Origin of the sequence: Acidovorax sp. M14 (genome assembly GCF_049331375.1) — a bacterium.
Lineage (GTDB): Bacteria > Pseudomonadota > Gammaproteobacteria > Burkholderiales > Burkholderiaceae_C > Acidovorax.
This window is the reverse complement of sequence record NZ_CP186263.1, coordinates 1,357,839-1,372,672: the sequence shown is the minus strand read 5'-3', so window position 1 is coordinate 1,372,672 and position 14,834 is coordinate 1,357,839. Positions and strand designations below refer to the sequence as shown.

The window sequence follows — 14,834 nt, the reverse complement described above, 5'->3', positions numbered from 1 at the left end:
TCCCCTCGTTGGCCTTCAAGCCATCGAAAGAGAATGGGTAACTGGTTGAATGGGTGGGCGATGCTGCGCGAGTGCAGCCGCAGAAGCCCCTGCGCAGGGCTATGTCACGAAGACGAGCCCCTTGCCGAACACTGCACGCACCGGCAAGGGCATGCTGGTGATTTCCAGAGTCTTGCGGCGCAACCGGTTGAGCGCCGACTCGATGCGGTGGAAGTCGTCCTCCAACCCTCTTCCACCCACGGCGTGCATCAAAACCTGCTTGCTGACAACCACGCCCTTTGTCTTGAAAAGGCAAGACAGAAGTTCAAGCTCACGGGTCGTAAGAGGCACCAGCAGTTGATTGGGCGCGCGCAAGGCCGCATTCGCTGCGTCCAGCTGCCAGGGCACAGCAACCGACGCGTCGCCTCCCCCTTGCAAGCGCTTGCTGCGCAACTGGGAACGGATGCCAGCCACGAGTTCCTGCATGTCCACAGGCTTCACGAAATACTGCAATGCACCGGCATCGAGACCTTTGATCCGACTATCGAGATCGGCGCGGGCCGTCATGAGTACCGTGGGAACGCCCTGAGATGCCAAACGGGTGAGCAAGCTCAGGCCATCTTCACCGGGCAGCCCAATGTCGATCACAACCAGATCCACACGAGACTGCAGCAAACGAACGTAGAAGTCCTCTGCGGATTCGGCGCCCCAAGATTGAAAGCCAGAGCGCGCGAGGAATCGGCACACATTGCTGCGGATGTCCTCGTCGTCTTCGACAACAGCAATGATCGGTTCGGCAGACATGAGAAAAATGGGAGCAAATCAGGAAGTGGGTTGCGTAACATTGTGTCAGCGCATCACGCCGCCAGCCATGCACAAGAACTCTCAAGAACTCACAGAAACGATGCGCCGAAAGCCTTCCAGAACAACGTACTTCCCCTTGACCGCGATTTGGCTCTTCGCTCTGCTATGGGGTTTGGCATGCACACCAGCACAAGCGCTACAAACGCCAACCAGTTGGCAGCTGGGATGGGATGTCCCCATGGACAGACTGGATGATCCCAGCGGGAACCTGGGACCTGAGGCGATCAGCACCACTCCGGCAGAAGGAGCTAAAGCCAACCTTCAAGCGCCTTTGAGCGCTGGGTATCTGCGTCACACCGTATGGCTGCGCTTCAAGGTGCCAGCCCTCCCCCCTGAACATGAACCGGGAGATCTCTGGCTGCTGGCACAGCCGACCTATCTCGACTTTGTGACCCTGTACCAGAAAGGCAGCGATGGTGCGTGGCGTATACAGGAGAGTGGGGATCTGGTGCCCACGGATCGCAAACCTGGCGTTAGGCAACATCTGTTTCGTTTGACACCAGGTCGGGAAGCTCTCATCCGGATTCATACAACCAGCGCGACGCAGTTCCAAGCGGACATTCTTGACACCCATGCCCTTGCAACCACCCTGGCATCCGCTGAACGGCTCATGGGGCTTTATTTCGGCGCCATGTCCGCTCTTTTGGTCGGCATCTGGGCTGCCACCATCATTTTCCGGACGCGTGCGCTCTTCTCGCTCGCGGTCTTGGTGACTGCCAGCGCCATTCACGTGTTCAACGTGCGGGGCTACTCAAGTCTCTGGACCCCACCGGACTTCAGCTTCTGGGACAGCAACGCTGTCAGCATAGGGGCTTTTTTGCTACCCGCGGCGCTGGCATGGCAAATCAAAGAACAGCTCACACGCCATACGCCCTACCAGTGGACCGACAGATTCCTGACCCTCCTTATAGGAGTGAATGTGCTGGGCGCTTTCAGCGGACCTCTGGGCTTTTACCCCGATGTGGCATGGGTCAATCTGATCTCTCTGCTTGCCAGCGACATCGCAGGAATCTCATTGTGCTGTCTGGCATTGCGGCGCAGAGACCGCATCGGTCCGCATGTACTTTTACTCCTGGCATACGGCCTGCATTGCCTGTGCGGCGTACCCATCGCCATTCTCATGACGGGTCAGATTCAATGGAATGTCGATGCGACATGGATCTGGCAACTTGAGGCCATCGCATTCACCGCTCTGCTGGCGAGTGCGGTGTTCGTCGGGATGGTGACCCGTTATCGCAGAGCCCAGCACGCGAAGGACCAGGCCATAGAGCGGCTGGCGCTGTCCGAGCAATCGCTGGAGGAACGCATCCTGCAGCGGACTACGGAGCTATCTGCGGCCCAAGTCGCGCTTGCAACATCGCTTGAAAGCGAGCGCGCCTTGCGAGATGAACAACGGCAGTTCTTCCACATGATCAGCCATGAGTTCCGAACCCCATTGACGGTGATCGATAGCGCTGCGGCAGAGCAGCAGAGCTTCCCCTCCGCCGAGCTGCAGCCCCAGGTCGATCGGGCCGTGCAAATACGCAGGGCCAGCAGGCGCCTGACCGCATTGGTCGACAGCTGCCTGATCAATGAGCGACTCGACCACAGCGGCCTCGCGCTGCAGGCCTCTCCGGTCAAAGTCATCGATTTGCTTCACCACGCCGCTCAACTGGTGCACTGGTCGCCCCGCCACCGATTGCAGCTTTTTACCGACTCTGCGCCCCCGGAATGGGTCTGCGACGCAACCCTGGTGCACATTGCCCTGTCCAACTTGGTGGACAACGCCGTGAAATATGCCACCGCCGGGGAAATTTTCATCGCAGCACAAAAAGGGAAGACGGGGCTGCTTGAAATCTCTGTGGCGGACGAAGGCTCGGGAATGTCGCTGGACGTGATGAACCGTATCTTTGAACAGTTTGAGCGAGGCGACCGCACGGACCAAAGCAAGGGGTTTGGCCTTGGACTATGGGTTGCTCGCCGCATTGCACGCTTGCACGGGGGCGACATCACCGTTCAATCCAGCGAGGGCTTGGGCGCTTGCTTCACGTTGACACTGGCCTCGCAGCGCATCAGTCCCAGCGGGAGATAAGGTATCACCTTCACCAAGCAGCCAGAAAGCTTCACCGGCTGAATCCTGGATAATCACCCCTCGCATTTCTTGTTGACGCCGACCCTTCTACGTCCGGCAGACTGCCCTGCGGTCTATTTTCAAAGTTCCAGCACCCATGAGCGCCACAGCGACCGACCCCAACCTTCAGCACCTGACCCAGGCCCGCGAGCAGATTGCACAAGGCGATCTCAAGAACGCCGCGCTCACACTCAACAAGGCCAACGCACAATGGCCTCAGGATCCGCGGGTTTTCATGCTCGGCGGTCTGCTGGCTGAAAAAGCGGGCAACGTTCAAGGCGCATTTGATGCGCTGCGCAAGTCAGTGTCCCTGGCGCCTGACTGGGGGCCTGGACTGCTGGAACTGGCATTGCTGCTAGCGCGTCAGAATCAGTTTCCAGAAGCTATAGAAACCGCCGAAAAAGTAGCCGCACTTGAACCCAAAAACCTGCAGGTGCTCGCAGGTGTGATCGATATCGCACACCGTGCCGGTCATCTGGAGATGGCTGTCCGCCACTTGCAACGAGGCCTTGAGCTGGTGCCCGGCGATATCGCGCTACGGCGCCTGCTGGCACGCGACCTGAGTGAGCAAGGCAAGCACGCGGAGTCCCTTGCGATCTGGGACAGCCTGGTGCAGGAACAACCGCAGGATCCGCAGTCCCTGGTCGGCCGTGTCCAGGCGTGTATCGCAGCCGGGAAGCCAACCGACGCTAAGGAAAATACAACGGCTTTGCTGAGCCTGGCACCGGACAACGCGGTGTACCAGTACTACGGACAGCTCGCAAACGGTGCAACGCCAGGGGAACAGCCCCCAGAACTAACGCGTTCTATCTTTGACAACATGGCTGAGTTTTACGACTTGCACGTGGTGCGTGGTCTCAAGTACCAGTTGCCCAAACAAGTCGGCGACAAGATCCTGGCGCAACATCCTGACAAAAAGATCAATGTCCTGGATCTTGGCTGTGGAACGGGGCTGCTAGGGGTGTGCTTGGGCCGCCTCGACGGCGCGCTGGTGGGCGTAGACCCATCGATGAAAATGATTGAGCAAGCAGCGCGGCACAACGTCTACGACCGCTTCCATACGGTGAATTTGCATGACGCCCTGCGCGAAACACCCGATGCGCTCTATCAAGTGATTACAGCGTTGGACGTTTTTATCTACGCTGGCGACGTGACGCAATCGATCCCCAACGCGCACCGTGTCCTGACGCCAGGCGGCATGATGGTCTTCTCGTTTGAAACAGCTCCTGAACAGGGACCTGATTTGGTCCTGCAGCCGACGGGCCGGTATGCACACAAGCGAAGCCACGTGGAGTCTCTTTGCCAGTCCACCGGCTTTGCGACTGTGGAGATCCAGGACACCGTTTTGCGCGAAGAAAATCGCCAACCGGTTCCCGGGTTTGTCGTAACAGCCTACAAACAAGCCTGACGCTTAGCGCCACCAGCGCATCGTTTGCGTTGGAGCAAGGCTTCATCTCAAGCGAGCAGGCGCGACGACTTGGGCACGTGGGCCATGAGGAATTCCATCTGATCGGCCAGGATGCGCCGATTGCGCAGGATGAAGTCCTCCCACAGGCTCGGCACATAGGGCGCGTACAGCAGCGGCATGTGCGCCTGCTCCGGGGTGCGCGGGCCCTTGCGGTGGTTGCAGGGGCGGCAGGCCGTGACCACGTTCATCCAGTGGTCCTGACCGTTGCGCGCGAACGGCACGATGTGTTCGCGCGTGAGGTCCTCTTCGTGAAAACGCCCACCGCAGTAGGCGCACACATTGCGGTCGCGAGCGAAGAGCTTGCTGTTGGTCAGGCTGGGCTTGAGCTCGAACGGATTGATGCTGGGCACGCCCTTGGTGCCGATGATGCTGTTGATGGCGATCACCGATTGCTCACCCGATATGGCGTTGTACCCGCCCCGGAACCGGGCAATCTGGCCGCCGGACTCCCAGCGCACTTCCCCGGCGGCGTAATGAATCACCGCCTGTTCGAGTGAAATCCACGATTGGGGCAGCCCTTGGGCTGAGAGCTTCAAGACCTTCAAAACACGCCTCCTGGAACACAAAGTACACAAGGACATGACTTCCGCAAAACAGGACTCTGGCAAGTGGCTCGCCCCAACGTAAAGGCGGTTGTTGCATCCCGATTTGCGCAAGTCCTAAAGGATTCTGAACGCAGATGTCTCGCGGGCAGCCCTGCGCTGAACCAGCCGTGGGTCACAATATACTCTTTTTGTGACAAATTGGCGTCCTGCGCTTGATGGACCTGCGCATGGCGCTATCAAAAAGATAACAAACCGATGAAGATCTTTCGCGGATTCCACCACCCGGGCATTGCCGATGCCTGCGCGCTGACCATCGGCAACTTCGATGGTGTGCACCGGGGTCACCAGGCCATGCTGGCCCTGCTGAACAGCGAGGCGGCCCACCGGGGCGTGGAAAGCTGCGTGCTCACCTTCGAGCCCCACCCGCGCGACTACTTTGCCGGCGCCCATAACAAGCCGGAGCTGGCCCCAGCCCGCATCGGCACCTTGCGCGACAAGCTCACCGAGCTGGCCCGCTGCGGTGTGCAACAGACCGTGGTGCTGCCGTTTGACGCGCGGCTGGCCGCCCAGTCACCCGACGCTTTCATCGATGAAGTGCTGGTGCGTGGGCTGGGCGCACGCTACGTGTTGGTGGGTGACGATTTCCGCTTCGGCCGCCAGCGCGCGGGCGACTACGCGATGCTGGACGCCGCCGGCCAAGCCCAAGGTTTTGACGTGGCTCGCATGAACAGTTACGAGGTGCATGGGCTGCGCGTGTCCAGTTCCGCCGTGCGCCAGGCGCTGGCAGCGGGAGACATGGAGGCCGCCGCGCGCCTGCTAGGGCGGCCCTACACCATCAGCGGCCATGTGGTGCATGGCCGCAAGCTCGGACGGGAACTGGGCGCCACCGCAGAGGGCGCAGGCGACGGCTTTCGCACCCTTAACCTGCGGTTTGCGCACTGGAAGCCCGCCGCCAGCGGCATCTTTGCCGTGCTGGTTCATGGCCTGGCCGATGCCCCGCTGCCAGGGGTGGCCAACCTGGGCGTGCGCCCCTCGCTGGACCCGAACGACGTCAACGGCGGCCGCGTACTGCTCGAAACCCATTGCCTGCACTGGCCCGCCGAACTGGGTGCCGAAGGGGCGTACGGTAAAATCGTGCGCGTGGAACTGCTGCACAAACTGCACGACGAGCTGAAGTACGACGGTCTGGACGCCCTGACAGCGGGCATTGCCAAAGACTGTGCGGATGCGCGCGCCTACTTTGCATCGGCCCACGCCCCCAATCACACCGAGACCCGGCGTCAGACCACGCGCGATCGAATTTAGGGGGCTGCCTGCGCAGCGCCTGCACTGCAGGCCCGACACCTCTCGCGTTTCGCCCTCTGTTTCCCCGCATTGCTCCGGGCCCGCCCCGGAATGCCCCGTTTTAAGGCTCCCTCATGTCCGACAACGCCAGCACGCCCACCTCCACTGCCCCGGATTACCGCAGCACCCTGAACCTGCCCGACACCCCCTTCCCCATGCGCGGCGACCTGCCCAAGCGCGAGCCGGGCTGGGTGAAGGACTGGGAAGACCAAGGCATCTACAAGCGCCTGCGCGACGCTCGCCGGGGCGCGCCCAAGTTCATCCTGCACGACGGCCCGCCCTACGCCAACGGCCAGATCCACATGGGCCATGCGGTGAACAAGATCCTCAAGGACATGATCACCAAGGCGCGCCAGCTCGAAGGCTTTGACGCGCTGTACGTGCCCGGTTGGGACTGCCACGGCCTGCCGATCGAAAACGCCATCGAGAAGAAACACGGCCGCAACCTGAGTCGCGACGACATGCAAGCCAAAAGCCGTGCGTTTGCCACGGAGCAGATCGCGCAGCAGATGGTGGACTTCAAGCGCCTGGGCGTGCTGGGCGAATGGGACAACCCCTACAAGACCATGAACCCCGCCAACGAGGCGGGGGAAATCCGCGCGTTCAAGCGCGTGATGGAGCGCGGCTTTGTGTACCGCGGCCTCAAGCCTGTGTACTGGTGCTTTGACTGCGGCAGTTCGCTGGCCGAGTTCGAGATCGAGTACCAGGACAAGAAGAGCACCACGCTGGACGTGACCTTCAAGTCGCACGACCCCGCCAAGCTGGCAGCCGCCTTTGGCCTGCCCGCATTGGCCAAGGATGCATTTGTGGTCATCTGGACCACCACTGCCTGGACCATCCCCGCCAACCAGGCGCTGAACCTGAACCCCGAGATCAGCTACGCGCTGGTGGACACGGGCGAGCGCATCCTGCTCGTGGCCGAGCCGCTGGTGGCGTCGTGCCTGGAGCGTTACGGCCTCACGGGCAGCGTACTGGCCACCACCCTGGGCAAGAACCTGGGCGGCCTGGAATTTGAGCACCCGCTGTACGACGTGGCCAGCGAAGAAGGCAGCTTCGGCTACCGCCGCCTTTCTCCCGTGTACCTGGCCGACTACGCCACGGCCGACGACGGCACGGGTATCGTGCACTCCTCGCCTGCGTACGGGCTGGAAGACTTCAACTCCTGCCGCGCGCATGGCATGGCGCTCGACGAAATCCTGAACCCCGTGCAGGGCAACGGCACCTATGCGGCCGATTTCCCGCTGTTCGGCGGCCAGCACATCTGGAAGGCTGTGCCCGTCATCATCGAAGCGCTGCGCAATGCAGGCCGTTTGATGACCACCAAGGACATCACGCACAGCTACCCCCACTGCTGGCGCCACAAGACGCCCGTGATCTACCGCGCGGCGGCCCAGTGGTTCATCCGCATGGACGAGGGTGAAGGCGTGTTCACTAAAGCAGGCATGAAGCCTGCCAAGACGCTGCGCCAGATCGCGCTCGATGCCATCGAGCACACCAGCTTCTACCCCGAGAACGGCAAGGCCCGCCTGCACGACATGATCGCCGGGCGGCCGGACTGGTGCATTTCACGCCAGCGCAGCTGGGGCGTTCCCATCCCGTTCTTCCTGCACAAGGATTCGGGCGAGCTGCACCCGCGGACCATGGAAATCATGGACCAGGCGGCCGACATCGTGGAAAAGGGCGGTATCGAGGCCTGGAGCCGTGTGACGACCGAAGAAATCCTGGGCGCCGAAGACGCGCCGCACTACACCAAGAGCACCGACATCCTGGAAGTGTGGTTCGACTCCGGCTCCACCTTCAGCCACGTGCTGCGCGGCACGCACCCCGAGGTGCACCACGACACAGGCCCCGAGGCCGACCTGTACCTCGAAGGCCATGACCAGCACCGCGGCTGGTTCCACAGCTCGCTGCTGCTGGCCTCCGCGCTGGAAGGCCGTGCGCCGTACCGCGGCCTGCTGACCCACGGTTTCACCGTGGACAGCCAGGGCCGCAAGATGAGCAAGTCGCTGGGCAACGGCATTGACCCACAAGAGATCAACAAGAAGCTGGGCGCTGAAATCATCCGCCTGTGGGTGGCCGCCAGCGACTACTCCGGCGACATCGCGGGCGACGAGAAGATCCTGGCGCGTGTGGTGGATGCCTACCGCCGCATCCGCAACACGCTGCGCTTCCTGCTGGCCAACGTGAGCGACTTTGACCCGGCCAAGGACGCCGTGCCGTTCGACCAGATGCTGGAGATCGACCGCTACGCACTCACCCGCGCATCCGAGTTCCAGGCCGAGGTGCTGGCCCACTACAAGGTGTATGAGTTCCACCCGGTGGTGGCCAAGCTGCAGCTGTACTGCTCGGAAGACCTCGGCGGCTTCTACCTGGACGTGCTCAAGGACCGCCTGTACACCACCGCGCCCAAGAGCCTGGCCCGCCGCAGTGCGCAGACAGCGCTCTACAACATCACGCACGCCATGCTGCGGTGGATGGCGCCATTCCTCTCGTTCACGGCCGAAGAGGCGTGGAAGGTGTTCGGCAGCTCCGACTCCATCTTCCTGGAGACCTACGGCAATGTCGCCGGCGTGGGCGCCGGTGCCGACGAGGGCCTGCTGGCCAAGTGGTCGCGCATCCGCGAGATCCGCGATGCGGTGAACAAGGAGATCGAGGCCCTGCGCGCCGCAGGCCAGGTGGGCTCCTCGCTGCAGGCGACGGTCACGCTGACGGCTGCGCCCGAGGACCATGCGCTGCTGGCCAGTCTGGGCGATGACCTGAAATTCGTGTTCATCACATCCGCTATCGATTTGGTAGCTGGTAGCGCTTTGCAGATCAGCGTCAAGCCCAGCTCCGACGCGAAGTGCGAGCGCTGCTGGCACTACCGCAGTGATGTGGGCAGCGATGCCGCCCATCCCACCATCTGCGGCCGCTGCACCAGCAACCTCCACGGCGACGGCGAAAGCCGGGCGCACGCGTGATGGCGCGCACAGCACAGGCCGGACGCACCGGCGCGGGCATGTGGCCGTGGCTGGCGTGGGCGGTGTTTCTTCTGGGCGCCGACCAGATCACCAAGACGCTGATCCTCAACCACTACCAGCTGGGCGACTCCACGTTCATCACCAGCTTCTTCAACATCGTGCGCGCTCACAACACCGGCGCAGCGTTCTCGTTCTTGTCGGACGCGGGCGGCTGGCAGCGCTGGCTGTTCACCGGCATCGGCGCGGCGGCCACGATCTTCATCGTGTGGCAGCTGCGCGCGCACCCGGGCCAGAAGCTGTTCAGCTTTGCGCTGTCCAGCATCCTCGGCGGAGCGGTGGGTAACGTGGTGGACCGGCTCATGCACGGCTATGTGGTGGACTTCTTGCAGTTCCACTACGCGGGCTGGTACTTCCCGTCGTTCAATCTGGCGGACTCGGCCATCACGGTGGGTGCGGCCTGCCTGATCCTGGACGAGCTGCTGCGGGTACGGCGCGAGCGCTGACCCCCACTCGCTTTGCCCCCTGAACGGCCCGCTGCATGCGGGCCGTGCTGTTTGTGCGCAGCAACGCACCCAGCGCCGACATGGGCATCTGCTCCGACGCTATGGAATCAGGAGTATGCTTATGTGTCAGTTTTATGACAGCCCGGTGTGCGCGGTTCTTGCATTGGCCCCTGGGTCTGGTCATAGCAGGGTTTGCGCCCATCACAAGAAGAAGAAACAACGGTTTTCATGAAGCATCTCCTCAATCTCTTGGCAGCCGTGGCGCTGCTGATCTGGGGCACCCACCTGGTGCGCACCGGCATCCTGCGCGTGTTCGGCGCCAACCTGCGCCAACTGATTGCGCACAGCGTCAGCAGCCGCTTCACCGCAGTGCTTTCCGGCATTGGCGTGACGGCCGTGGTGCAGTCCAGCACAGCCACCGCGCTCATCGTGTCGTCCTTCGTGGGCCAGGGCCTGGTGGGCCTGCCTGCGGCGCTGGCCGTGATGCTGGGCGCCGACGTGGGCACCAGCGTGATGGCCGTGGTGTTCTCCATGGATCTGTCGTGGCTGTCGCCCCTGTTCATCTTTGTGGGCGTCGTGCTGTTCATCTCGCGCAAGGACACCGCTGTGGGCCGCGTGGGCCGCGTGCTGATTGGCCTGGGGCTGATGCTACTGGCGCTGCGCCTCATCACCGAATCGACCACGGTGCTCACCCAGTCGCCCACCGTGCGCACGCTGCTGGGAGCGCTCACCAGCGATTTGTTGCTGGAGATCTTTACCGGCGCCATCCTGGCCATCGTGGCGTATTCCAGCCTTGCCACCGTGTTGCTCACGGCGGCGCTGGCGGGCTCGGGCGGCATTCCGGCCGATGTGGCGCTGGGACTGGTGCTGGGCGCCAACCTGGGCAGCGGCGTGCTCGCCGTGTTGACCACCATGAAGTCCAACGTGCAGACACGCCAGGTGCCCCTGGGCAACCTGTTCTTCAAGATCATTGGCGTGCTCATCATGACGCCGCTTACCGGCCTGTGGCTGCAGCATGTGCGGCCCTACGTGCCCGAAACTGCCGCCCTGGTGGTGCTGTTCCACCTGGCCTTCAACATCGTGGTGGGCATCGTCTGCATTGGCCTCACAGGCACGGTGGCCCGCACCGTGCAGCGCCTGCTGCCGGTGGAAAAGGCGCAGGCTGCCGCTGGCACCCGCCCCCAGCATCTGGACCCCTCCGCCCTGGCCACGCCGTCCCTTGCCATCTCGTGTGCGGCGCGCGAAGCCCTGCACCAGGCCGATGTGGTCGAATCGATGCTGCTGGGACTGCACAAGGTGATCCGCACGGACGACCTGCAATTGGCAGAAGACCTGCGCAAGCTCGATGACGAGGTGGACGGCCTGTACTCGGCCATCAAGTACTACATGACCAAGATCTCGCGCGAAGCCCTGGACGAGCGCGAGGGCCGCCGCTGGGCCGACATCATCAGCTTCACCATCAACATGGAGCAGATCGGCGACATCATCGAGCGCGTGCTGATCGACATCGAGGACAAGAAGATCAAGAAGGGCCGCCAGTTCTCCGAGGCGGGCATGGAAGAGATCAATGAACTGCACGCCCGCCTGATCGACAACCTGCGGCTGGCGATGAGCGTGTTCTTGAACGGCAGCGTGCGCGACGCACAAAAGCTGCTGGAAGAAAAAGCCCGGTTCCGCGACCTGGAACACGCCTATTCGGCCACCCACCTGGCACGCCTGTCAGACAACACGGTGCAGAGCATTGAAACCAGCTCGCTGCACATCGACCTGATCAGCGAACTCAAACGCATCAACTCGCTGCTGTGCTCGGTGGCCTACCCCATCCTGGAATCGGCCGGTGCCCTGGCGCCCAGCCGCCTGCGCACGCTCAACGAGCAGAGTTGAAGCCTTTGGGGCCGCAGGCGCATGTTCTTCATGCGCCTGCAGCTATACAAAAGATAGCAGCCTGGTTGCCTACGCACTGCGCCGCGCATAGCGCTGCGCCAGCACCGCACACACCATCAGCTGCATCTGGTGGAACACCATGATGGGCAGCACGATGGCGCCCACCGCGTGTGACGCAAACAGCACCTTGGCCATGGGCACGCCGCTGGCCAGGCTCTTCTTGGAACCACAGAACACCAGCGTGATTTCGTCCTCCTTGGAGAACCCCATGCGCCGCGCGACCGAGGTGGTGGTCACCAGCGCGAGGGTCAGCAGCACGGCACACACGACCACCAGGCCCAGCAGCGCAGACGCTGGCAACTGCCGCCACAGCCCCTCGACCACCGCAGCGCTGAAGGCCGTGAACACCACCAGCAGAATGGAGCCCTGGTCCACCAGCTTGAGCGCTGCCGCCCGGCGCTGCACAAAACCGCCAATCCACGGACGCAGCAGGTGGCCCGCCACAAAGGGCACCAGCAACTGCAAGGTGATGCGGCCGATGTTGGCCAGCGTGTCGTGCTGGGCGGCGCCCGCCTGCTGTTGTGCCTCGGGCAGCAGCAGACCCACCAGCAGCGGCGTGATCACGATGCCCAGCAGGGTCGATGCCGACGCGCTGCAGATGGCCGCCGGCATGTTGCCGCGCGCCATGGCCGTGAACGCGATGGCCGACTGCACCGTGGCGGGCAGCACGCACAGGTACAGGATGCCGGTGTACAGCCCGGGCGTGACCAGCGGCAGCAGCACCGGCCGCAGCGCCCAGCCCAGCAGCGGGAACAGCACAAACGTGGTGCCCACGACCACCAGGTGCAGCCGCCAGTGCGAGAGCCCCGCCACGATGGCGTCCCGCGAGAGCTTGGCCCCGTGCAGGAAGAACAGCAGCGCCACGGCCGCCACGGTGATGCCCTCCAGCGCCTGGGCCGCCACGCCCGAGGCAGGCAACACGCTGGCAAGGGTAACGGTGCCCAGCAAGGCCAGGGTGAAGTTGTCAGGGAGAAAACGGGAACGAGCCATGGGTGACAGCGCAGCGGCAGCGCAAAAAATGCAAAAGGACATGGGGCACACAAACCCCGAAGACACGCATTGGACCGTAGCCCGATTCCAAAGAGAAATGGATTTCTCTGATGGATTTATGATTCAAGCGCATGAATATCACCCTGCGCCAGCTGCATGTGTTTCAGTCGGTGGCCACCACCCGCAACTTCAGCCGCACCGGCGATGCGGTGGGCCTGACCCAACCGGCCGTGAGCCGCTGCATCACCGAACTGGAAGCCCAACTGGGCCTGAAGCTGCTCAACCGCACCACGCGCGAGGTGACGCTGACGGACGCGGGCCAGCGCCTGTCGGCCCGCCTGCCCCGCGTGCTGGAAGAGCTGGAGAACACGCTGCTGGACGTGCGGGAAATGGCCACCGAGCGGCGCGGACGCGTGCGCGTGGCCAGCAGCCCCACGCTGTCGGCCAACCTCATGCCCGACTGCATCGCGGAATGCCAGCGCACCCTGCCCGGGCTGGAGCTGGTGCTGCTCGACCGCATCCAGAGCGCGGTGCTGGCCAGCGTGCTGTCGGGCGAGGTGGACTTTGGCGTGGTCATCGACCCCAGCGAGCGCGAAGCGCTGCACTGCGAGACCATCCTGACCGAACCGTTCTGCCTGGCCTGCCCACCCAGCCACCGGCTGGCGGACAAACGCCAGGTGCGCTGGACCGACCTGCAGGGCGAAGCACTGGTGCTGCTGGACCACGACTCCGGCAGCCGCCGTCTGATCGACCGTGCCCTGGCCGAGCACGGCGTGGCCTGCACAGTGGCCCAGGAGGTGGGCCACCCCACCACCATCTTTCGCATGCTGGACGCGGGCCTGGGCATCTCGGTGATCCCCACCCTGGCCTTGCCGCCCGAAGGCCTGGCACGGCTGGCGGTGCGCCCCCTGGTGCCGCGCGTGGACCGGGAGATCATGCTGGTGCACCGGAAGCACCGCGCGCTCTCGCCTGTGGCGCAGGCGGCGTGGGATCTGGTGAAAACGGTGGCGGTGCAGCGCAATGGCGTGCAGGCTCTTGGCAGCAAAGGCCGGTGAAAGAAGCCTCTGACGTACCACCATGGGCATCTTCAGCAGCCCAATAGATCGCAGCCTTCCACCCTCATCCGATTCAGCGGACTAATCGGCCGATTCGTCGCTGCCTAGTCTTTCGACAAGGTACCGCTCCAGCCCCACCACCAGCGCATCAAACGTGCGCCTGCAGCGCGGACTGGTGCGCAGGTCCTCGTGCATCACCACCCAGGTCTCCAGCCCGTATTGAAGCTGCTGCGGCAGCACCCGCACGAGTGCGGGGGCACTGCGCAGGGCCAGTGCTTCCTGGCAAATGCCGATGCCGGCGCCTGCGCGGATAAAGGCCAGCTGCGCCACATCGCTGTCGCTGCGCACGGCAAACCGATCTCGCCGCCACACAGGCAGGGCCTTTTGGGCCGCACGCAAAAAAGGGGTTTCTGCATCAAAACCGATCAGGCGGTGCTGCGCCAGTTCGGCCAGGGTGGCGGGCATGCCCTGAGCGGCGATGTAGCGCGGATGGGCATACAGGCCCAACGGGATGGTGCCCACGCGGCGGGCGATGAGCGCGTCCTGCCGGGGTTCGGTCATGCGGATGGCGATGTCGGCCTCGCGCTGCAGCAGGTCGTGCACGCGGTTGCTCAGCACCAGCTCCACCGTCAATGCGGGGTGCTCGGCCTGCAACTGTGCAAGGAGGGGCGGCAGCACCTCGACCCCCATCACCTCGCTGGCGCTCACACGCACCGTGCCGCGCACGCCGTCGCCCTGGCTGTCAGCCGCGCGCACCAGGGCCGCCGCAGAGTGGCCCATGGCTTCGGCGTAGCTGCGCAGGGCCAACGCGGCCTCGGTCGGCAGCAGGCCCTGCTGAGAGCGCGTGAAGAGCACCAGCCCCAGGGCCTGCTCCAGCGCGGCAATGTGGCGGCCCACGGTGGGCTGCGTCACCCCCAGGGCCCGCGCGGCGCCCGACAAGGAGCCCTCTCGCAGCACGCCGAGGTACGAACGGTACAGCTCCCAGCCAATGTCATGGCGATCCGGTTGGTCCATACACAAATGTATAGCTAAGCACTCATTTTCAGCAATTCCATTGGATCGCCCTGGCGCG

11 protein-coding genes are annotated in these 14,834 nt (G+C 63.5%); 7 read left to right on the top strand and 4 right to left on the bottom strand.

The features are described 5' to 3' along the window. Positions 1-99 precede the first annotated feature (99 nt). A complete protein-coding gene (locus tag ACOYR4_RS06415) occupies positions 100-783 on the bottom strand; it encodes a response regulator transcription factor (RefSeq protein ID WP_209817272.1) in 684 nt (227 codons plus the stop codon). Positions 784-1,021: 238 nt separating this feature from the next. Between ACOYR4_RS06415 and ACOYR4_RS06410 the strand changes: the two genes are divergently transcribed. Then, positions 1,022-2,914: a sensor histidine kinase gene (locus ACOYR4_RS06410; RefSeq protein WP_209817273.1), complete on the top strand. Its 1,893-nt coding sequence runs from the start codon at positions 1,022-1,024 to the stop codon at positions 2,912-2,914. Between the two features lie 136 nt (positions 2,915-3,050). After that, the gene (locus ACOYR4_RS06405; RefSeq protein ID WP_209817274.1) at positions 3,051-4,361 is read left to right on the top strand and encodes a tetratricopeptide repeat protein; all 1,311 of its coding nucleotides are present in this window, start codon (positions 3,051-3,053) and stop codon (positions 4,359-4,361) included. 47 nt (positions 4,362-4,408) lie between these two features. On the opposite strand, the gene ACOYR4_RS06400 is transcribed toward ACOYR4_RS06405, so the two are convergent. Next, positions 4,409-4,966 (bottom strand): HNH endonuclease, encoded by a 558-nt coding sequence (locus ACOYR4_RS06400; RefSeq protein ID WP_015013076.1) that lies wholly within the window; start codon positions 4,964-4,966, stop codon positions 4,409-4,411. Between the two features lie 255 nt (positions 4,967-5,221). Here ACOYR4_RS06400 and ACOYR4_RS06395 point away from each other — a divergent pair, with 255 nt between their 5' ends. The 4 genes from ACOYR4_RS06395 to ACOYR4_RS06380 all read left to right on the top strand — a co-directional run bounded on the left by ACOYR4_RS06395 (position 5,222) and on the right by ACOYR4_RS06380 (position 11,657). Then, the gene (locus ACOYR4_RS06395) at positions 5,222-6,271 is read left to right on the top strand and encodes a bifunctional riboflavin kinase/FAD synthetase (protein ID WP_422849001.1); all 1,050 of its coding nucleotides are present in this window, start codon (positions 5,222-5,224) and stop codon (positions 6,269-6,271) included. A 113-nt stretch (positions 6,272-6,384) separates the two neighbouring features. After that, complete coding sequence (ileS, locus tag ACOYR4_RS06390; RefSeq protein WP_422849000.1) at positions 6,385-9,270, top strand: isoleucine--tRNA ligase; 2,886 nt, start codon at positions 6,385-6,387, stop codon at positions 9,268-9,270. After that, positions 9,270-9,773, top strand: a complete 504-nt coding sequence (gene lspA, locus ACOYR4_RS06385; RefSeq protein WP_056060982.1) for a signal peptidase II — start codon at positions 9,270-9,272, stop codon at positions 9,771-9,773. Before ileS ends, lspA begins: the two co-directional genes overlap by 1 nt. 228 nt (positions 9,774-10,001) lie before the next feature. After that, on the top strand, positions 10,002-11,657 hold the full coding sequence (locus ACOYR4_RS06380) for a Na/Pi cotransporter family protein (RefSeq protein WP_099729590.1): 1,656 nt from the start codon (positions 10,002-10,004) through the stop codon (positions 11,655-11,657). 69 nt (positions 11,658-11,726) lie between these two features. Here the strand turns inward: ACOYR4_RS06380 and ACOYR4_RS06375 are convergent, their stop codons facing one another. Then, entirely contained in the window at positions 11,727-12,707 is a 981-nt protein-coding gene (locus tag ACOYR4_RS06375) for a bile acid:sodium symporter family protein (RefSeq protein WP_422848999.1), read from the bottom strand. A 131-nt stretch (positions 12,708-12,838) separates the two neighbouring features. Between ACOYR4_RS06375 and ACOYR4_RS06370 the strand changes: the two genes are divergently transcribed. Then, positions 12,839-13,762: a LysR family transcriptional regulator gene (locus ACOYR4_RS06370; protein WP_422848998.1), complete on the top strand. Its 924-nt coding sequence runs from the start codon at positions 12,839-12,841 to the stop codon at positions 13,760-13,762. Positions 13,763-13,843: 81 nt separating this feature from the next. Here the strand turns inward: ACOYR4_RS06370 and ACOYR4_RS06365 are convergent, their stop codons facing one another. Next, on the bottom strand, positions 13,844-14,776 hold the full coding sequence (locus ACOYR4_RS06365) for a LysR family transcriptional regulator (RefSeq protein ID WP_422848997.1): 933 nt from the start codon (positions 14,774-14,776) through the stop codon (positions 13,844-13,846). Positions 14,777-14,834: the final 58 nt, after the last annotated feature.